The organism is Romboutsia sp. D33t1_170424_H2 (assembly GCF_015669105.1).
Lineage (GTDB): Bacteria > Bacillota > Clostridia > Peptostreptococcales > Peptostreptococcaceae > Romboutsia_C > Romboutsia_C hominis.
In genome coordinates this window covers 168,944-190,421 of record NZ_JADOZQ010000003.1, presented here as the reverse complement: position 1 = coordinate 190,421, position 21,478 = coordinate 168,944, and the positions used below count along the sequence as shown (strand labels likewise).

The window sequence follows — 21,478 nt, the reverse complement described above, 5'->3', positions numbered from 1 at the left end:
TTGTTATGAAGGATTATGTAATAAGAGCAACTGCAGGAGAAGGTCAAGTTAGAGCTTTCGTAGCAACTACTACTAACCTTGTAGAAAAAGCAAGAGAAGTACATGGTACAACAAAGGTTGCAACAGCGGCTTTAGGGAGAACATTAACAGCAACATCAATAATGGGGTTAATGATGAAAAATAAAGGTGACAAGGTTACTGTTATAATAAAAGGTGGAGGTCCAATAGGAACTATACTTACAACATCTGATTCTACAGGAATGGTAAAAGGATATGTTCAAAATCCACAAGTAGAAGTACCAGATTATGAAAATGGAAAGCTTAACGTGGCTGCAGCAGTAGGAACTGATGGAGTAGTTAAGGTTATAAAGGACTTAGGTCTTAGAGAGCCTTACAATGGAGCATACCCACTTGTAAGCGGTGAAATAGCAGAAGACTTCACACATTATTTTGCATTATCAGAGCAAACACCATCTGTAGTATCATTAGGTGTTCTTACAACAGAGTATGAAGTAGAACATGCAGGAGGATTTGTTGTTCAGCTTATGCCAGATGCAACAGAAGAGATAATATCTCAACTAGAGCAAAATATATCTAAGTTAGACTCAATAACAAATATGATGTTAGAAGGAAAAACTCCAGAAGATATATTAAGTATAGTATTAGAAGGACTAAAACCAAGAATATTAGATAAAATAGAAGTTGGATTTGAATGTGAATGTTCAAAAGAAAAAGTTGGAGAAGCGCTAGTTTCTATAGGAAAGAGACAACTTCAAGAAATAATAGAAGAAGATAAAAAAGCTGAAATAGGATGTCAATTCTGTAACTCAAAATATAATTTTAATGAAGAAGAATTAATAGAACTATTAAATAGCTTAGAAAACTAAAAAATAAGCTCTTTTGCTAAGTACCTTATTAAATGGTAAAATATACTTATGCAAAAGAGCTTTTTTATTATAAAAAATTACATATAACAATGGGGTGAAATAGGTAATGAACTTTAACCAAGGACTGGAACTAACTCAATCTCAAAGCCTAGTAATGACGACTCAGTTAAAGCAATCATTAGCTATACTAAATATGAGTAAGTTAGAGCTAGACGAAGAAATAAAAAGAGAATGTGAAGAAAATCCTTTAATAGATGCAGAAAAAACTACAGAAATAGATTGGGAAGCATATATTAAAAATATTGAAAAGTCCAACTTATATGATAAAAATGAGGTTAGCTACAACAGGGATAATGAAGTTAGCTTTGAAAATATGGTAAAGTATTCATCAAGCTTATATGAAGACTTACATTTTCATATAAGTTTATATAAGCTAAGTAAAAAAGAAATGGAAGTTTGTGACTATATTATCGACAGTCTAGATGAAGATGGATATTTAAGAGTAAATGAAGAAGAAATAATAAGTGAATTAAATATAGATAAAGAGTTATTTGAAAGCTGCTTATTAAATATACAACAATTAGAACCAAATGGTGTAGGAGCAAGAAACATATCAGAATGCTTAATTATACAAATAAGAAATTTAGGTATAGACAATGAAATATTAGAAAAAATTATATTAAATGACTTAGAATTGATAGGAAATAATAAATATAGGGATATTAGTAAAAAATACAAAATATCTCTGCAACAGTGTGTAGATATGATGGAAATAGTTAAAAGTCTAAATCCAAAGCCAGGTATATCTGTTAGTAAAGAAAGTAGTATGTATATACATCCAGATGTAATAGTCGAAAAATTAGATGGGGAGTTTATAGTATATAGAAATACTAACGATAACTATCAATTAAACATAAATAATTTTTATAAAGAAATACTAAAAAATGCAAGCTCAGATAATAGTGCAAAGTCGTTTATAAAGGAAAAATTAAATTCAGCGACAATGCTAATTAAGAGCATAGAAAGTAGAAATAGTACAATTATGAAAATAGCAAAAGAAATTGTAAAGTCTCAACGAGAGTTTTTTGAAAATGGAGTCAGGTATATAAAGCCTATGAGGATGAAAGATATTGCTGATAGATTAGGTTTTCATGAATCTACAATAAGTAGAGGTGTAAATGGAAAGTATATGCTAACAACTTTTGGAATATTTGAATTTAGATATTTTTTTAGTAGCGCTATAGAATCTAATAAAGATGAGGGTACATCTAGCTTAAGCATAAAAAAAATGATACAGGATAAAATAAAAGCGGAAAATAAGAAAAAGCCATTAAGTGACGACAAGATAGCAAGTATGTTAAAAGAAGAAGGGATTAATATAGCTAGGAGAACGATTGCTAAATATAGAGAAGAGCTTAAAATACCATCTTCAAGTAAGAGAAAACAATACTAGTATTAGAAAATAAAAATAAAAATATCTCAAAAACTATTGAAATATATTTACATTTCATTTACAATAAAATTATCTTGTGGGACTAAAAAAATACACGGGGACATAAAAAGTCCCTCGGTGGACGTTGATGAAGGAGACAATATGAATAACTTAATAAAAATTCAACAAAAACTAATTCCACAAGTTATAGAGCTAATGGAGAAAAGATACTCTATTTTAAGACAGATATCCTTGAGTGAACCAATAGGTAGGAGAACCTTATCAAATGTTTTAGGAATTAGTGAAAGGGTCGTAAGATCAGAAACTGAGTTTCTAAAAGAACAAGGTCTTATAGAGGTAGCAGTATCTGGAATGACCATGACTCAAGAAGGTATGGATCTTTTAGAAGAGCTTAAAGATATCATGAACGATATCATGGGATTATCAACGCTACAAGAAAAGGTAAAAGAAAAGCTTGGAATAAAGAAAGTTTTACTAGTGCCTGGTAGCTATGATCAAAATCCTAGCTTAATAAAAGATATAGCAAAACTAGGATCAGAGTATTTCTTAAGTATCTTAAAAGATGGAGATGTAGTTTCTATAACAGGTGGAAGTACTATGTTAGAGTTTTCAAATGCTATAAAGACTGACAAAAAATACGAAAATACAACTGTAGTACCTGCAAGAGGTAGTATGGGAAAAGATGTAGTGAGTCAATCTAATAACATAGTAGCGACAACAAGTAAGAAATTAGGAGCAAACTACAAATTATTACATATACCTGATGAACTAGGTACAGAGGCTATGAAAACACTTACACAAGAGCCTCAAATAAAAAATACTTTAGATATGATCGAAAAAACTGATGTATTAGTGTTTGGAATTGGAATTGCACTGGAGATGGCCAAAAAAAGAAGGCTTCCAGAAGAAAGAATACAAGAACTTATTGATAAAGATGCAATAGGGGAAGCATTTGGACACTATTTCAATAAAAATGGTGAAATAGTATGCAAGCTAAATACTGTAGGGATACATCTAGATACTTTCAAAAAAGCTAAAGAAAACATAGCTATATTTGCTGGAACTCAAAAAGCAGAATCTTTTATAGCTATGACAAATATCAATAAAAACATATCATTAGTAACAGATGAAGAAAGTGCAAATAGAATATTAGAGTTATTACAATAGTTTACAACTAGCAATTGCTAGTAAAAATATATTTTATACACAATTTAGGAGGTAGCATTATGGTTAAAGTTGCTATAAACGGATTTGGTAGAATAGGAAGATTAGCTTTAAGAAAATTAATGGAGCAAACAGATAAGTTTGAAGTTGTTGCTATAAACGACTTAACAGATGCTAAAACATTAGCTCACTTATTTAAGTATGACTCTGCACAAGGAAGATTCAATGGTGAAATAGAAGTTAAAGAAGGTGCTTTCGTAGTTAATGGACATGAAATAAAAGTTACTGCTGAAAGAAACCCAGCTGATTTACCATGGGCTGAGCTTGGAGTTGATATAGTATTAGAGTGTACTGGATTCTTTACTTCTCAAGAGAAGGCTGGACTTCATTTAGAAGCTGGAGCTAAAAAAGTTGTTATATCTGCACCAGCTACAGGAGATTTAAAAACTGTAGTATTCAATGTTAACCATGATGTATTAGATGGAACAGAGACTGTTATATCAGGGGCATCTTGTACAACTAACTGCTTAGCACCAATGGCTAAAGCATTAAACGATGCATTTGGATTACAAAAAGGATTCATGACTACAATACATGCATACACTAATGACCAAAATACATTAGATGGTCCTCACGCTAAGGGAGATTTAAGAAGAGCTAGAGCTGCTGCTGCAAGTATAGTTCCTAACACTACAGGTGCTGCAAAAGCTATAGGTTTAGTTATACCAGAATTAAAAGGTAAATTAGACGGAGGAGCTCAAAGAGTTCCAGTTATAACTGGTTCTTTAACTGAATTAGTTTGTACATTAGACAAAAAAGTTACAGTAGAAGAAATAAACGCTACTATGAAAGCTGCTTCAAATGAATCATTTGGATATACTGAAGAGCCATTAGTATCTTCAGATATAATAGGAATAGACTTTGGTTCATTATTTGATGCAACTCAAACAAGAGTTATGGAAGTAGACGGACAACAATTAGTTAAAGTTACTTCTTGGTATGACAATGAAATGTCTTACACTGCTCAATTAATAAGAACATTAGGATACTTTGCTGGTTTAGCTAAGTAATTTAATATAGAGTCCAGGCTTGTAGTTTAAACTACAGGCTTAGGACTTTTTTAAAAGAGACTTACAACAAATAACAACTAAAAATAAGGTATGCTAAATTCGGTGTTATGGAAAGATTATTCATTTTAACAATGGGTTAGCTCGATTTAAAAGGAGAGAGATAAATATGTCAATGCTTAATAAAAAGACTATAGAAGATATAAATGTATGTGGAAAAAAAGTTTTAGTAAGATGTGATTTCAATGTGCCTCTAAAAGATGGCGTTATAACAGATGAAAACAGATTAAACGGAGCTTTACCAACAATAAAATACTTAATAGAAAATGGAGCAAAAGTTATATTATGTTCTCACTTAGGAAAACCAAAAGGAGAAGCTAAGCCAGAATTATCTTTAGCACCAGTAGCTACTAGACTATCAGAAATGTTAGGTAAAGAAGTTGTATTTGCAGCTGATGATAACGTTGTAGGAGAAAATGCAAAAGCTGCTGTAGAAAAGATGGAAAATGGTGATGTAGTATTACTACAAAACACTAGATATAGAAAAGAAGAAACTAAAAACGAAGAAAATTTCTCAAAAGAATTAGCATCACTTGCTGAAATATTTGTAAACGATGCATTCGGAACTGCTCATAGAGCACACTGTTCAACAGTAGGAGCTGGTGAGTTCTTAGAAGAAAGAGCTTGTGGATACTTAATCCAAAAGGAATTAAAGTTCTTAGGAGAAGCTGTTGAAACACCAGTAAGACCTTTTACTGCTATACTTGGAGGAGCTAAGGTATCTGATAAGATAGCTGTTATAGAACAATTATTAGAAAAAGTAGACAACCTAATAATAGGTGGAGGAATGGCTTATACATTCTTAAAAGCACAAGGATATGAAATAGGAACTTCTCTAGTAGAAGAAGAAAAAGTAGACTATGCTAGAGAAATGATGAAAAAAGCAGAAGAAAAAGGCGTTAAGTTATTATTACCAATAGACAACGCTGTTGCTGATAAATTTGCTGATGTTAAACCAGTTATAACTGAAGATGCAAATATACCAGAAGGATTCATGGGACTAGATATAGGACCTAAAACAATAGAGTTATATGTAAATACAGTTAAAAACTCTAAAACAATAGTATGGAATGGACCAATGGGAGTATTCGAGTTCGAAAACTTCAATAAAGGTACATTAGCTGTTGCTAAAGCTATGGCAGATTTAACTGATGCTACTACTGTAATAGGTGGTGGAGATAGTGCTGCTGCAGTTAACCAATTAGGATTTGGAGATAAGATGACTCACGTATCAACAGGTGGAGGAGCTTCTTTAGAATTCTTAGAAGGTAAAGAATTACCAGGTATAGTAGCTTTAGATAACAAATAAATTTGAAAATTATCGTAAGACATTTATTTGTCAAACATTTATATATATGACCACAGTTTAGTTTTACCTTAATAGGTAGAGCTGCCTTAATAAATATTTATTAAATCTAGGGAAATCTTAAATAAGGTTTCTCTTGGGTTTAATCAAAAGTGGAGGAGTAAAAAATGAGAAAGCCTATAATAGCAGGAAACTGGAAAATGCACAAAACTATAGCAGAAGGTATAGCTTTTGTGAATGAAGTTAAAGATAAAGTAAACAATGATAAAGTAGAAGCTGTAATATGTGCACCTTTCACTTTATTAAAAGACTTAAAGGAAGCAACTAAAGGAACTAACATAAAGATAGGTGCTCAAAATATGCACTTTGAAGAAAAAGGGGCATTCACTGGAGAAGTATCACCACTTATGTTAAAAGAATTAGATATAGACTATGTTGTAATAGGACACTCAGAAAGAAGACAATACTTCAACGAAACTAATGAAACAGTAAATAAAAAAGTTTTAAAAGCTTTAGAAGTTTCAATAGATCCAATATTATGTGTTGGTGAAACTTTAGAAGAAAGAGAAGCCGGAGAAACTAAAGCAGTTTGTAAAGTTCAAGTTGAAAAAGCTTTAGAAAACGTGGCTAAAGAAGATTTAGCTAAGGTTGTTATAGCATATGAGCCAATATGGGCTATAGGAACTGGAAAGACTGCAACTAGTGAAGATGCTAATGATGTAATAAAATACATAAGAGAAGTTGTAAAAGATATATACGGAGACCTAGCTAACGAAGTTAGAATTCAATACGGTGGAAGTGTTAAGCCTGCTAACGTAGCTGAAATAATGGGTCAAAGTGATATAGATGGAGCATTAGTTGGTGGAGCTAGCTTAGAAGCAAGTGACTACACTCAACTTGTTAACTACTAAGGAGAGGAAACTATGAAAAAGCCTATAGCATTAATAATAATGGATGGTTTTGGAGAAAGCAAAATAGTAGACGGAAACGCTGTACTAAATGCAAATACTCCTAATCTAGACAACTTAATAAAAGAATATCCGCACACTTTAATAAGTGCTAGTGGACTTGATGTAGGTCTTCCAAATGGACAAATGGGTAACTCAGAAGTAGGACACACTAACATTGGGGCAGGAAGAATAGTATATCAAGACTTAACTAGAGTTAGTAAGGCAATAGAAGATGGAGATTTATTCAAAAACGAAGTCTTACTAGAAACTATGAAAAATGCTAAGACTAGCGCACTTCATTTAATGGGATTAGTATCTGATGGTGGAGTACATTCACATATAGACCATTTAAAAGGCATTTTAAAGATGGCCAAAGAAAATGGTGTTGAAAATGTATATGTACATGCATTCACAGATGGTAGAGATACAGATCCTAAAAGCGCATTAAAATATATACAAGATGTAGAAGACTACATGAAAGAACTTGGAGTAGGTAAATTTGCTTCAGTTTCTGGAAGATACTATGCTATGGACAGAGATAAGAGATGGGATAGAATTAAGCTTGCATATGATGCAATGGTTAATGGAAAAGGATTAACTGCATCTAGTGCAAAAGAAGCTGTAGAAAACTCTTATGCAGAAGATAAGAATGATGAATTCGTTCTTCCAACAGTTATAGTAGAAAATGGACACCCAGTAGGTCTTATAAAAGAAGGGGATTCAATAGTATTTGGTAACTTTAGACCAGATAGAGCTAGGGAGATAACTAGAGCAATAGTAGATACAGATTTTACAGGATTTGAGAGACCAAACATGAAAACATACTTTACATGTTTAACTACATATGACATAACTATAAAAAATGTACATGTAGCATTTAAACCTCAAAGCCTTGAAAATACATTAGGGGAATATTTAGCGAAAAACGGTAAAAAGCAATTAAGAACAGCAGAAACTGAAAAATACGCTCACGTTACATTCTTCTTCAATGGTGGAGTTGAAGAACCTAATGAAGGTGAAGATAGAGAACTAGTACCATCGCCAAAGGTTGCAACTTATGATTTACAACCAGAGATGAGTGCTTATGAAGTAACAGATAAGTTACTTGCTAAAATAGATGAAGACAAATACGACTTTATAGTTGTAAATTTCGCAAATCCTGATATGGTAGGACATACAGGTGTAATAAAAGCAGCAATAAAAGCTGTTGAAACTGTAGATGAATGTGTAGGAAAGGTAGTAGAAAAGATACTTTCTAAAGGTGGAGAGGCTATAATAACTGCTGACCATGGTAATGTAGAACTTATGCAAGACCCAGAAACTAAATCTACTATAACAGCACACTCTACAAATCCAGTACCATTTATATTAGTAGGAGAAAAAGATAAATCATTAAGCCTAAGAGAAGGCGGAAGATTATGTGATATAGCACCTACAATATTAGAAATGATGAATTTAGATAAACCAGAACAAATGACTGGTGAATCTTTAATAATAAAATAAATTTTAAAATTAAAACTATAAAATAATAAAATATAAAACCCCATCAAAGAATTTTTTTATTAAATATAAGATATTATATTCTTAAAAATAGGTATAATATTAAGTAGTTTACTTAATTTTTAAAATTTAGACATTAAAAGTAGCAAATAAACCATTTAAAATCGAAGGGAGATACAAACATGTCAGTTATAGAATTAGTATATGCTAGAGAAGTATTAGACTCAAGAGGAAATCCAACTGTAGAGGTTGAAGTAGCTTTAGAAAGTGGAGCTCAAGGTAGAGCAATAGTTCCATCAGGAGCATCAACAGGAGCTTTTGAAGCTGTTGAGTTAAGAGATGGCGACAAGTCAAGATACTTAGGAAAAGGTACTGAAAAAGCTGTTGCTAATGTAAATGAAATAATAGCTCCTGAATTAGAAGGAATGGATGCATTTGACCAACCAGGAATAGATGCATTAATGATAGAATTAGATGGAACTCCAAACAAAGGTAAGTTAGGAGCTAACGCAATATTAGGTGTTTCTATGGCTGTAGCTAGAGCTGCTGCTGATGAAGTAGGATTACCATTATTCCAATACATAGGTGGAGTAAATGCTAAGCAATTACCAGTGCCAATGATGAACATATTAAATGGTGGAGAACATGCTGATAATAACGTTGACGTACAAGAGTTCATGATATTACCAGTTGGAGCTAAAACATTTAAAGAAGGATTAAGAATGGGTGCAGAAGTATTCCATTCATTAAAGAAAGTTTTAGGAGAAAGAGGATTAGCTTGTGGTGTAGGTGACGAAGGTGGATTCGCTCCAAACTTAGGATCAAACAGAGAAGCTTTAGAATTAATAGTTGAAGCTATAGAAAAAGCTGGATACAAGCCAGGAGATGACGTAAGATTAGGTCTTGACGTTGCTGCTACAGAAATGTACAACAAAGAAACTAAAAAATATGTTTTAGCTGGAGAAGGTAGAGAATTAACTGCTGAAGAAATGGTTAATTTATATGAAGATTGGGCTAACAACTTCCCAATAATAACTATAGAAGATGGATTAGATGAAGAAGATTGGGATGGATGGAAGTTATTAACTGATAGATTAGGAAACAAATTACAATTAGTTGGAGACGATTTATTCGTAACTAATACTGAAAGATTAGAAAGAGGAATAGAAGCTGGTGTAGCTAACTCTATATTAGTTAAAGTTAACCAAATAGGAACAATAACTGAAACTTTAGATGCTATAGAAATGGCTAAGAGAGCTGGATACACTGCAGTTATATCTCATAGATCAGGAGAAACTGAAGATACTACTATAGCTGACTTAGCAGTAGCAGTAAATGCTGGGCAAATAAAAACTGGTGCTCCATCAAGAACTGATAGAGTAGCTAAATACAACCAATTATTAAGAATAGAAGAAACAGTTGGTGAGCAAGCTAGATACTGTGGATTAAAATCTTTCTACAACTTAAAAAAATAATTAAATAAAAGTAATATAAAAGGGGTTTAGATTATCTAAGCCCCTTTTTACATATAATAAAATTTATTAATATTTTATGGATTGCAACATAGTGTTACAAAAGAAAAGATACAATATAAAACAATTACAGAAAACATCAAACTATACTGTATACCTTGAATACACTAGGGTTATATGATATATTAAAGTGTAAGACAAACCTACAATTAATGAAGGAAAGGAGGGAATATAGATGGATTTAGGTATGATATTAATGGGAGTACAAGTAGTACTATCTATAATTCTTGTAGTAAGCATAATGCCACAAGATACAAAAAGTGCAGTTCCTTCACAATTTGGTGGAGAAGGTAACCAAAGTTACTTCAAGCCGAAAGGAAAAGAAGCATTCTTAGCAAGAACAACTAAGGTAGCAGGGGTACTATTCTTTATAAATGCAATAGCAATGCTTTTAGTAAAATAATATTAAATAATTGGCCATTATTTAATAAAAATTAAGATTTAAAAATTAAATTTAATTTTTAAAGAGGCAGCTACAACTAGTAGTTGTCTTTAATTTTTTTCATCAATTTCTTCTATATAAATATCAGCCCAAGTAACACGATTACAAAAAGGACACTTTAATCTAGATTGAAGAACAGAATTTATAGCAAACATCTGATGAAACTTAATATAAAACTTATGACTACAATTTTTACATACATAAGGAATATGCTTAATTTTATTATAAACAGACACAAAAAGCATAGTAATTGAAACGATGGTAATAACTAAAAAACAAAAATTTTGATTAGGAAACTCATAAAACTCAAAAATTAATCCAATTATAAAAAAAAGGACAGACCGAATAATGATAGGTTTGAAAGTAAGACGATTATAAAAAGAAAATTTATCCCAAAACTTACTCATAAAAACACTCCCTATAAACTAATTAACTAAATAGTAGCACTTGCAAATCAAGAAATCTACCTAATAACCCATAGTTATCTAAAAAAAATAAAGTAAAATAAAACAATTTATGATATCAAAACAAAAAGTATAACCTTAAAGTACTAATATCTAAGAATATATTGAAATTTACTAGTTGAAAGTGTTGAAAAATACAAGAATTTTATACACTCTTATCTTGAATTTAACAAGGATTTTTTAGGTTACATAAAGAAATAAATGATTAAAGATGTTACAAAACAATGGAAACAAGGAGGTATAACTATGGCTGTGTTTAAGATGAAGCAAGATGATGAATGGAAAAGAAACTATATATTAGAATTCAATGATATGAGAGATAATTATGAGTACAAACTACAATTAAAAGACGTAGAAATAGAAAGATTAAAATCAGAGATCTTAAGATTAAGAGACAGTAAAAATACTCTAAAACCAAGAGATAAACAAATTTCAGATAGAGATATACAACTTATAAAAGACTTAAGAGTTTGTAAGCTAAGCTATAGTGAAATATCAAAGAGAACAAAATGGAGTAAAGCAACAGTAAGTAGAGTATTAAATGGACTTTATGATTAATAAAAAAAATATAAATTATATAATATAAAGCTCATGCGTTATAAAAATATATAAACATGAGCTTTTTAATATGAAAATACCTATAATTACATGAATAAATATATAAACTCATATAAAAATAAAATATAAATTACAAAATATGGCTATTGTATTGGAATAAATTGCTTTTTTATATACAATAGACTAATAAGAATAGTTTTCTTTAACATAAAATTTTTTATAAGTATTATATTTACTAAAAAAGTATATATTTTAAATATAAGTAGTAAAAAATAAATAAAATTATAATACTAATAAAGTATGTAAATACACAAACTAAGTAATAACAAATTTAAAAATAAATTTAGGAGGAAGCACAAATGTTACCAGGACTTAAAGAACGTTTATTAGGCTTAATAAATGACAAAGCATACAATCCTCTAAAAAAAGAAGAATTAGCATTAATATTTGAAATACACCCAACTGAAATGCCAATGTTTTATAATTTTTTAGAAGAATTAGAAGAAGACGGATATATATGTAAAACTAAAAAGGGAAAAATAACATCTCCAAAATCAATGGGATACTTTGTAGGAAAATTCGTAGCTCATAGAAAAGGATTTGGATTTGTAGAATCTGATGAAGAATACACTCAAGACTTATTCATACCAGCAAGTGAAACAAATAGTGCTATGCATAACGATAGAGTAGTAGCTGAAATAATAAAACCAGCAACAGATGAAAGAAGAGCAGAAGGTGCTGTAATAAAAATACTTGAAAGAGAAATAACAAAAGTAGTAGGATTATTCCAGCCAAGTAAAAGCTTTGGATTTGTAATCCCAGATGAAAAGAAATTTAACCAAGATATATATATACCTAAAAAATACTTTAGTGGTGCAAAGGCTGGAGATAAAGTAGTTTGTCAAATAACTATATGGCCACAAGAAGGAAGAAAGCCAGAAGGTAAGATAGTAGAAGTATTAGGACCAAAAGGAACTAAAGAAGTAGAAATACTATCAATAATAAGAGCACATGGATTACCAGAGGAATTCCCTAAAAAAGTATTACAAGAAGCTGAAAGTGTAGCACAGCCAATAACACAAGAAGAAATAAGAAGAAGATTAGATATAAGAGATATGAACATATTCACAATAGATGGTGAAGACGCAAAAGACTTAGACGACGCTATATCTATAGAAGTACTTCCAAATGGAAACTTTAGCCTAGGAGTACATATAGCAGACGTTACTCACTATGTACATGAAAAAAGCAAACTAGACAAAGAAGCATTAAAAAGAGCAACTTCAGTATACTTAGTGGATACAGTAATACCAATGCTACCTAAAACTCTTTCAAATGGAGTATGTAGTTTAAATCCAAATGAAGATAAGCTTACATTATCAGTATTTATGGAAATAGATAGAAAAGGTAATGTTAAAAAGTACGATATAAAAGAAACAATAATAAACTCAAAAGCTAGAATGACTTATACAGAAGTATCAGACATATTAGAAAAAGATGATGCAGAGTTAAAAGAAAAATTCGCTCACGTAGTAGAAGAATTTAAAAATGCTGAAATATTAGCTAAAATACTAATGAATAGAAGAAAGCAAAGGGGAGCAATAGACTTTGACTTCCCAGAAGCTAAAATAATATTAACACCAGAAGGAAAAGTAGCTGATATAAAACACTACGAAAGAAGAATATCAAACAAAATAATAGAAGAATTCATGCTTATAACAAATGAAACAGTAGCAGAGCATTACTTCTGGTTAAACATGCCATTTGTTTATAGAATACATGAAACTCCATCAGCAGATAAAATGCAAGACTTAAGTAGATTTATATCTACATTTGGGTATACTATAAAAGGAGACTTAGAAGAAGTACATCCCAAAGCACTACAATCAATAATAGAAAAAATAAAAGGAACAAGAGAAGAAGAAGCTATAAGTACAATAATGCTACGTTCACTAAAACAAGCTAGATATTCACCAGAATGTAGTGGACACTTTGGTCTAGCAGCACAGTACTACAGTCACTTCACTTCTCCAATAAGAAGATATCCAGACCTTCAAATACACAGAATAATGAAGGAACATATAAATAATAAAATAAACAATAAAAGACAAGAACAACTTACACACACAGTAGAATATGCATCAACTCAATCATCAGAAAGAGAAAGAGCAGCAGAACTTGCTGAAAGAGATGTAAAAGACTACTACAAAGCTGTATATATGGAAGACAAAGTAGGAGAAGAATACAATGGTATCGTATCAAGTGTAACATCATTTGGTATGTTCATAGAACTTCCAAATACAGTAGAGGGATTAAGTAGATTAGCAAATATGGGAGATGACTATTATATTTATGACGATATGACATATACTATAATAGGAGAAAGAACTAAAAAGACTTACAAAATAGGTGACCCAGTTAGAATAAAGGTTGCTAATGTAAATGTAGATTTAAGAGAAATAGACTTTGAAATCTTATACAAATTAGAAGATGAAAATGAAATAGAATCTAAAGAATCTATTGAAGAATAGATGATATAATAGTCGAAATACTACCCTCCGTCGGAGATACCGACAGAGGGGGGTGGTATTGACTATTTAATGCACTTATGGTATATTTTTACTAATAAATGTTAGTAAATAATTTATAAGTAAGAGGTGAGAGTATGGCAGGAACAAAAACACTTGCAACAAACAGAAAAGCAAGACATGAATATTTCATAGAAGAAACATATGAATGTGGAATAGAATTAAAAGGTACAGAAGTAAAATCTATAAGAGCAGGTAAGGTAAACTTAACTGATGGATTTGCATCTGTAGATAACAGTGAAGTATTTTTAAAACAAGTTCATATAAGCCCATACGAGCAAGGAAATAGATTCAACGTAGATCCTCTTAGAGTTAGAAAATTATTACTTCACAAGCATGAAATAAGAAAGCTTATAGGAGCAACTACTGTTAAGGGATATTCATTAATACCTTTAAGTATGTACCTTAAACATGGTAAGGTTAAGATAGAATTAGCCCTAGCAAAAGGTAAAAAGCTATATGACAAGCGTCAAGATTTAGCTAAAAAAGATGCTCAAAGAAACATAGAAAGAGAATTAAGAGGAAAATATTAATAGTAGTTACAAATACTAATTTAAATTCCATTAGATAACATTGCTTTTTATTTTAAAAAGTATTATATTATATATATCAACAACACAACTTAATATAAATGGTGAAAACAAGGTTTGCGAAAGTAAAGTCCAAGGACTATAAAATACCACGGGGGCGTAAAGGTTTCGACGTGGGTTTGGAACTTGGGGTTGCGTGTCGTGTTACTCTGGGTCACGTAAAAACTGGGGAACTTAAAATAAACGCAAACGATAATTACGCTTTAGCAGCATAGTGCTGCTAGTCCCGCCTCGCCCTCCTGCCGGCTAGGCCTGGACTTCATCTATGCAGGGAACTACTCTCGGGGTGTCTCGACCGAAAGTGGACTAATTGGGACTGGTCAAGCATATAGCCTGCCACTGGGCGATATGTAAGACGAGATACTAGTACAGTTGGCTACACACGTAGAAGCAACGAGGAAAGGACTTGCGGACAGGGGTTCGACTCCCCTCGTCTCCACCATTGAAATCCACGAAAAACGTATTGAGTATTTAATCAATACGTTTTTCGTGGTTTAATTAAATTTATAAGGGGAAAAATATGAATAATATAAAAGATTATAGAGAGAAGGAATTAAAATTATATATAATAGCTAATATATTACTTATTTTAGTTATGTCGAAGATTATATTTTATAATGAAACTACAGGTAATATAGATTATGTGAAGAGCGTAATAGACTTCTTAAATATATCACTAATTTCAGGGTTTATGTCTATAATTACTTTCTTACTGGATTCTATGTATAGCAGTGGCATTAAATCTAAGTTTCTGAATCTATGTGGATTAATTTCACAACCAGGGGAGAGTGTTTTTTCTAATATATTTAATGACACTCATAAAGATAATAGAATAAACAGAATTGATGCAAGTACAGAATATATCGAGATAAAAAATAGAATAGCAAACTTAGATGAAAAAAGTAGAAAAAAATATGAAAATAGCCAATGGTATAAAATCTACCATAAATATAGAAATGAAGATATGATATTTATATCAAATAGAGATTATTTATTATGTAGAGACTTGTATATATCTAGCATTAATATTATAGTTATGTACTTGATATTTTCACAAATTTTCAGAATGATTGATTTTTCTATTATGTATTTTATATCCATACTAATTATAGCAATAATAAGTAATATTTCTGCGCAGAGCAAATCTAAAAGAATGGTTTATAATGTAATAGCTTATGATTTAAGTGAAAAATCAAAATCTAAAGTGAATAACTAACAATGATATTGTCATATAAAGTAAGTTATTATAGCAAATATATTTATATGCTATGTATTGTTTATTAAGGTATAAAATAATAACATCAAGTTAGGGAGGAATATAATTGGGATACGAGTTAGAATTTATAGGGGTTAATGAAGAAACTAAAGATGCAACATCCATTTGTGTAAGGTGGAAAAAAGATGATAATTATTATGTGAAAGGAGTTTTTGATGGAGGTTTTAAGAAACATGGGGAACAAGTAGTAAGTCATTTGAATCAATATTATTTAAGCGATGAAAATGATAGTATTGATTTTGTTATTTGTTCACATCCTCATAAAGATCATAGTTCAGGGCTTAAAGAAATTTTAGAAAATGTAAAAGTTAAAACTCTATATATGAATAGGCCTTGGGTTCATATTGAGAGTTTATATGATAAAGTTAACGATGGAAGAATAACAAAAGAAAGCCTTAAAAAAAGACTAAAGGAGAGTTATACATATATATCCGAATTAGAAAGTATTGCAGAAGAGAAAAACATTCCCATATTTGATATCTTTCAGGGAGATGTTATAGAAAATAAATTAACTGTTTTATCGCCAAGTAAAGAGTTTTACTTAGATTTACTAGTAGAGTCAAATAAAACACCTCTTGAAGAAGATAGGTCATTAATAGAATTTTTAGAATCACAATTTACTAAAATTATTAGTAAAATTAAAGAAAGCTGGTCAGATGAGAAGTTAAGGGAGGATGTAGAGACAGAACCTGATAATGAAACAAGTACAGTTATTTTAGGCGATATGGATAAAGAAAGGTTTTTATTAACAGGGGATGCTGGAATTAGAGCTCTTAGGGAGGCAATTGATTATTCAGAGTCTATTTCAAAGTCCATAAAGGAAAATGTACAAATATATGAAATGCCTCATCATGGAGGTAGACATAACGTTAGCCCATCAATACTTAATGATTTATTAGGTGATATAGTTACAGAGGGAGAGTTAGTGAATAAAAAAGCTTTTGTATGTTCAGGTAAAAATTCAGATCATCCTTTACAAATGGTTGTAAATGCATTTATAAGAAGAGGTGTAAAAGTATATAATGCATCAGGAAATACTATAAGGCATAGTAGAGATATGGATGATAGAAGTGGATGGACTACAGCAAAAAATTTAGCTTTTAATTCAGATGTAGAAGAGTGGCATTAAAACATATATTAGCAGTTATTAGAAATATAGTCGTGGATATGATTTTTGTGAATCGTCTCCACCATTGAAATCCACGAAAAACATATTGATATAATAGTCAATATGTTTTTTTATACTTCAAAAAAGTATTTATGATGAATCTAAAATACGTCAAATTCTTTATAAAAAATGATAAAGTACTAAAATAGTTCAAAGATTCATGAGAGAGATTAGTTTAAAATCAGTTATTGTAAGTGAATTTAAGTATCATACTAAAATAGTAGGTTATTCATTTTAGAAATCAATGGCTACAGATTTAAGTATAAAAATTTTAGATAAGCCTGTCGGTACAATTGACAGGCGAGGTATTGATATTTCAATTAGACTTAATTATGCATTTTAGTAAAGAGGCACTAATGTAAATTAAAATGGTTTACTAAGAGAATTTTATTATAAAAAAGTTAACTTTGCCATAATAACTCAATATGATATTTATGTAATTGTAAGTATAATAAATAATAGATATTGCAGTGTCTTGGATATAAAACATTGCGGAGGTATTTGATACAACATAAATATAAACTATTGTACTTGTATTGAAAATTATAATTTAAAAGTTTATGATATTTTTTTAGTTTCAATTACATTATTATCTTTATTCATTTTTACTATCGAACTAGTAGAATATAATAATCCTGCATAAGCTATTACAGCATAGATTATTGTAGATATCCATGCATTTGTAAAGCCAGACTTATCAACTATAAATCCAAATACTGTAGAACCTGAACCAAATCCAACCGCAAAGAATATTTGTACAATACCTAATATAGTACCAAATTCTTTGTTACCAAATAGAGCACTAGTCATATAAGATGGTCCTATTATATATGAAAACATAGATATGCCTAGACAAACTGCAAATACAAATCCAAGTGCATTTATCTTACCAATAAATATTAAAGATAAACCACAAATTATAACTAATAATTCCGCTAGTACAAGAGATTTTGTTATACCAAATTTATCAAACAGAACGCCACCACAAAGGTTTCCAAATATTGAAAATAGTCCAAATAGAGAGGCAATTAATGCTGATCCTAAAGTTAATACATTAGATTGTTCTAATATTTGTAGGTATGGTATAAATTGTAATGCCATTCCACCAACATATAATCCTACAAATACAAATGATATTGCGAAAATCCAGAAGTATTTTATTTTGCTAACTTCTGCAAAAGTATATCCCCAGTTAGAGCTTTGTGAAGAAGTTTTTTTAGATTTCTTTGATTTATTCATTTCTAATTCAGATTTTGACTTTGGTAATCTCATTACAAATAATGCTATTGGTAATGCTACTATTATAGCTAATAATCCGAATCTTAAATAAGCACCTTTATAGCCAATTGATGGATTAGATAGCCATTTACCTGCAAATTGTTGAAGAATCATGTTACCAAGTCCTCCACCAGAGAATGCAAGACCCATTGCAATACCCTTATTTTCTGTAAACCAACTATTTATAAGTGTAGGAACTCCTATAGCTGATATTATAGCTGAACCTATTTGAACTAATATAGATAGCGCATAATAAGCGAATATATTTCCTTTAGCTAAAGACATAGATGCAAATCCAACACCTACTAAAATAATACCTATTACATATAGCAATTTTATATTTGCTTTAGGAGTGGAGTATAATTTTCCAATGAAAGGAGAGCATAATGCAGATACTATAGTACCAATTGTGAATATTAGTGAAAATTGAGTATAAGTAAAGCCCTCTCCTGAAGTTACATAACTTGTAAATGCAGGTTGAATATTAGCTGCTAATGAGTATGGAACTGCTTGGATAAGCATACAACCTACAACTATTAACCAGCCATAAAAAAATGTGCTTTTTTGTTTTGTTTGTTCCATGATGAATACCTTCTTTACTTTTATATTTAGAAAAGTTTAATAAGCTTATTAAACTTTTTATCTAATCTGTTGTAATAGTTATTTAACTTTCACGACAGGTTAGATTATACTTATAATAATATTCCAATCAAAGTTATTGCAGAGACAATTTGTAATAACCCTATAAATAATCCATACAGAGATACTGATTTTCCTTGCTTAATTAAATCTTTTACATTAACCCTTAATCCGATAGCAGCTAAAGCAATTATTTCAAATTTATTGCTTATTTCTTTGCAAAGAATTGAAACATCATTGCTTATTATATTTAAAGAGAATAAGGCACAAGTTATAAAGAAGCCTATTACATACCATGGAACCTTTATTTTTCCTTTTTCCATATCTTGTACTTCTTCTTCTATAATTTCTTTATTTGATTTATGTTTTAAATGACCTAATACGAAAACAACAACAACTAAAAATATTATACGTACAATTTTAAATATTGTAGATAAATCTTTTACATGTTCATTTACCATTGCTCCACTAGCGACAACTTGTCCTACAGATTGTAATATACCTCCGACCATGGCAGATGTTTGAGTAATCTCATTATTATATAAGAATTGAGATATTATAGGTAATAAGAACATAAGGACTATACCAGTTACGTTAACAATAGTTATTGATATTCCTTTTTCCTTATCATCAGCTCCAATTACAGGTGATGTTGCTGCTATTGCAGAAGATCCACATACAGCATTACCACTTGCCATCATATATCTGAAGTTATCTGAAAAACCTAATTTTTTCCCAATATATAAAGCTCCTATTATTGTAATTGCCATTTGTAATACTATAAATATTACTCCAGAAAATCCAATTTCAGATATAGTAGATATACTTAATGTTGCACCTAATAACACTATTGAGTATGACAACAAATCAGTTTCTGAAAACTTATATCCCTTTTGAAATATATTATGATTTAAAAATACATTACCTACAAACATACCTAAGAATATAGCAATAGATGCTGCTCCAAGCTTTGGAACAAATTTTGCAATAAGTATACTTAAATATGCTACTAATATAGAAACTATAAATCCAGGTAATATACCTTTTATATTTTTTATAAAATTATTATTTAATTTTTTCATTATAGTACTCCTTTTATTATGATATAAATTTAATTTTAAATTCATATTTACAATTTGTTAAATATGTTTTTTTTATAATAAATATAAGTATTTACCTATATATCGCATATAAGTATTTAGTTATATGTGATATAAAATTTACGTATTTAACAAATTAAATAAAAATATTTATAATAAAGTTATGAAATTTAGCAAAGAAAAGGAAAGTGAGAGTATTATGAAAAACGAACAAAATAATAAGAGAAGATACTTAATAGTATTTATTTGTATGTTAATTCAAGCAATACCATATTGTATATCTCAAAATTTACAAAGTCAGATGCAAACACCAGTATCTCAATCAGGTGTAGTATCTGAGGTAGGATTTACATTACTATATTTATCAGGAACAATTCCGGCATTATTCAATCCAATAATAGCTAAAGTATATGATAAATTCAAAATTAAATATATATATGTAGCAGGTTTAATAATATCAGGTATAGCATTCGCATCATATGGAATGGCTCAAAATGCAATAATGTTTAACGGAAGTGCATTCTTTACACAAGTAGGAACAATATTATTTACAGGTTTATCATTACCAATAATGATGAGTCATTGGTTCCCAGGCGAAGGTAAAGGGACAGCATTAGGAATAGCATTAGCAGGTGGATCATTAGGTAATGTATTTTTACAACCAATAACTGTTAAGTTATTAGCTAACGTTGGATGGAGAGGAACATATATGGCATTAGGGGCAGCTATGATAATAATAGGTGTGCCACTAGCATTATTATTCATAAGATATCCAAGAAAAGAAGAAGTCGTAATAGAAACATCATCTAATAAGTCAAATGCGAAACCAGCAAGAGCAAAATTTGATGGTTTATCAGACAAAGAAAATGATAAAAATCCAATATTCTGGACTTTCTGTGTAGGATGTGCATTAATATGTTTTGCAGTTGTTGCAGTATCGACACAAGCAATACCAGTATTAGGACGAAAAGGATTTGAAGCAGGGAAATTAGGAATCGCAGGATCAATATTTGGAGTATCATGTTTAATAGGTAACGTAGTAGGTGGTAAATTATTCGATAAACTAGGATCATTTATTCCGATGGTTTTATCAGGTATATCTACAGTAATGGCATTATTAATAATGGCATTTATGCCAGAGGGAAGTGCAATAGGATTTTTAGTACCTATATGTTCAGGATTAACTGTATATACAATAACATCAGCACCAGCATTTATGCCAGCAGATGTATTTGGACAAAAAGATGGAACAATGAAATTAGCAAAAGTAGGTATGTTCTATGCATTAGGTAGTTCAATATCAGCATTATTATTCACAACTATATCAAACAAGTTAGGATTAACTGGCTCATGTATGTTATTTATAGTTGTTGGTGTAGTAGGATTTGGATTAAATTTATTTGCTCAAATAAAATCAAAAAAAATGTTCGCACAAAACTAATGATTGATAAACCTA

The 21,478-nt window shown here is 30.2% G+C and carries 18 protein-coding genes and 1 other RNA gene; 16 read left to right on the top strand and 3 right to left on the bottom strand.

All coding sequences use genetic code 11. The features are described 5' to 3' along the window. Positions 1 to 5: 5 nt before the first annotated feature. The 9 genes from hslO to secG all read left to right on the top strand — a co-directional run bounded on the left by hslO (position 6) and on the right by secG (position 10,322). Positions 6 to 887 (top strand): Hsp33 family molecular chaperone HslO, encoded by an 882-nt coding sequence (gene hslO / locus I4U66_RS05625; RefSeq protein ID WP_195928592.1) that lies wholly within the window; start codon positions 6 to 8, stop codon positions 885 to 887. A gap of 106 nt (positions 888 to 993) precedes the next feature. Beyond that, the gene (rpoN, locus tag I4U66_RS05620; protein WP_092922553.1) at positions 994 to 2,340 is read left to right on the top strand and encodes an RNA polymerase factor sigma-54; all 1,347 of its coding nucleotides are present in this window, start codon (positions 994 to 996) and stop codon (positions 2,338 to 2,340) included. A gap of 141 nt (positions 2,341 to 2,481) precedes the next feature. Next, the gene (locus tag I4U66_RS05615) at positions 2,482 to 3,507 is read left to right on the top strand and encodes a sugar-binding transcriptional regulator (protein ID WP_092922556.1); all 1,026 of its coding nucleotides are present in this window, start codon (positions 2,482 to 2,484) and stop codon (positions 3,505 to 3,507) included. Positions 3,508 to 3,566: 59 nt separating this feature from the next. Beyond that, positions 3,567 to 4,574 (top strand): type I glyceraldehyde-3-phosphate dehydrogenase, encoded by a 1,008-nt coding sequence (gene gap, locus I4U66_RS05610; protein WP_092922559.1) that lies wholly within the window; start codon positions 3,567 to 3,569, stop codon positions 4,572 to 4,574. 166 nt (positions 4,575 to 4,740) lie between these two features. Then, positions 4,741 to 5,940 carry a phosphoglycerate kinase gene (locus tag I4U66_RS05605; RefSeq protein WP_166504735.1) on the top strand — a complete coding sequence of 400 codons (1,200 nt, stop codon included), beginning with the start codon at positions 4,741 to 4,743 and terminating at the stop codon, positions 5,938 to 5,940. A gap of 164 nt (positions 5,941 to 6,104) precedes the next feature. After that, positions 6,105 to 6,848 carry a triose-phosphate isomerase gene (tpiA, locus tag I4U66_RS05600; RefSeq protein ID WP_166504736.1) on the top strand — a complete coding sequence of 248 codons (744 nt, stop codon included), beginning with the start codon at positions 6,105 to 6,107 and terminating at the stop codon, positions 6,846 to 6,848. Positions 6,849 to 6,860: 12 nt separating this feature from the next. After that, on the top strand, positions 6,861 to 8,390 hold the full coding sequence (gene gpmI, locus I4U66_RS05595) for a 2,3-bisphosphoglycerate-independent phosphoglycerate mutase (RefSeq protein WP_166504737.1): 1,530 nt from the start codon (positions 6,861 to 6,863) through the stop codon (positions 8,388 to 8,390). A 179-nt stretch (positions 8,391 to 8,569) separates the two neighbouring features. Then, positions 8,570 to 9,862, top strand: coding sequence for a phosphopyruvate hydratase (gene eno / locus I4U66_RS05590; RefSeq protein WP_166504738.1), 1,293 nt, complete (start codon positions 8,570 to 8,572; stop codon positions 9,860 to 9,862). 232 nt (positions 9,863 to 10,094) lie between these two features. Beyond that, positions 10,095 to 10,322, top strand: coding sequence for a preprotein translocase subunit SecG (gene secG / locus I4U66_RS05585; protein WP_166504739.1), 228 nt, complete (start codon positions 10,095 to 10,097; stop codon positions 10,320 to 10,322). An 89-nt stretch (positions 10,323 to 10,411) separates the two neighbouring features. Here secG and I4U66_RS05580 read toward each other — a convergent pair whose 3' ends face one another. Then, complete coding sequence (locus I4U66_RS05580; protein WP_195928591.1) at positions 10,412 to 10,768, bottom strand: hypothetical protein; 357 nt, start codon at positions 10,766 to 10,768, stop codon at positions 10,412 to 10,414. Between the two features lie 303 nt (positions 10,769 to 11,071). Here I4U66_RS05580 and I4U66_RS05575 point away from each other — a divergent pair, with 303 nt between their 5' ends. The 6 genes from I4U66_RS05575 (at position 11,072) to I4U66_RS05550 (ending at position 16,966) form a co-directional block, all read left to right on the top strand. Further along, the gene (locus tag I4U66_RS05575; protein WP_092922577.1) at positions 11,072 to 11,383 is read left to right on the top strand and encodes a DNA-binding protein; all 312 of its coding nucleotides are present in this window, start codon (positions 11,072 to 11,074) and stop codon (positions 11,381 to 11,383) included. 359 nt (positions 11,384 to 11,742) lie between these two features. Continuing rightward, positions 11,743 to 13,914 carry a ribonuclease R gene (gene rnr, locus I4U66_RS05570; RefSeq protein ID WP_195928590.1) on the top strand — a complete coding sequence of 724 codons (2,172 nt, stop codon included), beginning with the start codon at positions 11,743 to 11,745 and terminating at the stop codon, positions 13,912 to 13,914. Positions 13,915 to 14,048: 134 nt separating this feature from the next. Beyond that, positions 14,049 to 14,504, top strand: a complete 456-nt coding sequence (gene smpB, locus I4U66_RS05565) for an SsrA-binding protein SmpB (RefSeq protein WP_092922583.1) — start codon at positions 14,049 to 14,051, stop codon at positions 14,502 to 14,504. Between the two features lie 150 nt (positions 14,505 to 14,654). After that, positions 14,655 to 15,003, top strand: a transfer-messenger RNA (tmRNA) gene (gene ssrA, locus I4U66_RS05560). 78 nt (positions 15,004 to 15,081) lie between these two features. After that, complete coding sequence (locus I4U66_RS05555; RefSeq protein ID WP_092922586.1) at positions 15,082 to 15,777, top strand: hypothetical protein; 696 nt, start codon at positions 15,082 to 15,084, stop codon at positions 15,775 to 15,777. Positions 15,778 to 15,883: 106 nt separating this feature from the next. Then, positions 15,884 to 16,966, top strand: coding sequence for a ComEC/Rec2 family competence protein (locus I4U66_RS05550; RefSeq protein ID WP_092922589.1), 1,083 nt, complete (start codon positions 15,884 to 15,886; stop codon positions 16,964 to 16,966). Between the two features lie 597 nt (positions 16,967 to 17,563). Here the strand turns inward: I4U66_RS05550 and I4U66_RS05545 are convergent. Then, on the bottom strand, positions 17,564 to 18,865 hold the full coding sequence (locus I4U66_RS05545; protein ID WP_092922592.1) for a conjugated bile salt MFS transporter: 1,302 nt from the start codon (positions 18,863 to 18,865) through the stop codon (positions 17,564 to 17,566). 110 nt (positions 18,866 to 18,975) lie between these two features. Further along, positions 18,976 to 20,004, bottom strand: a complete 1,029-nt coding sequence (locus I4U66_RS05540) for a YeiH family protein (RefSeq protein ID WP_092922595.1) — start codon at positions 20,002 to 20,004, stop codon at positions 18,976 to 18,978. A gap of 217 nt (positions 20,005 to 20,221) precedes the next feature. Between I4U66_RS05540 and I4U66_RS05535 the strand changes: the two genes are divergently transcribed. Next, on the top strand, positions 20,222 to 21,463 hold the full coding sequence (locus I4U66_RS05535; RefSeq protein WP_176698633.1) for an MFS transporter: 1,242 nt from the start codon (positions 20,222 to 20,224) through the stop codon (positions 21,461 to 21,463). Positions 21,464 to 21,478: the final 15 nt, after the last annotated feature.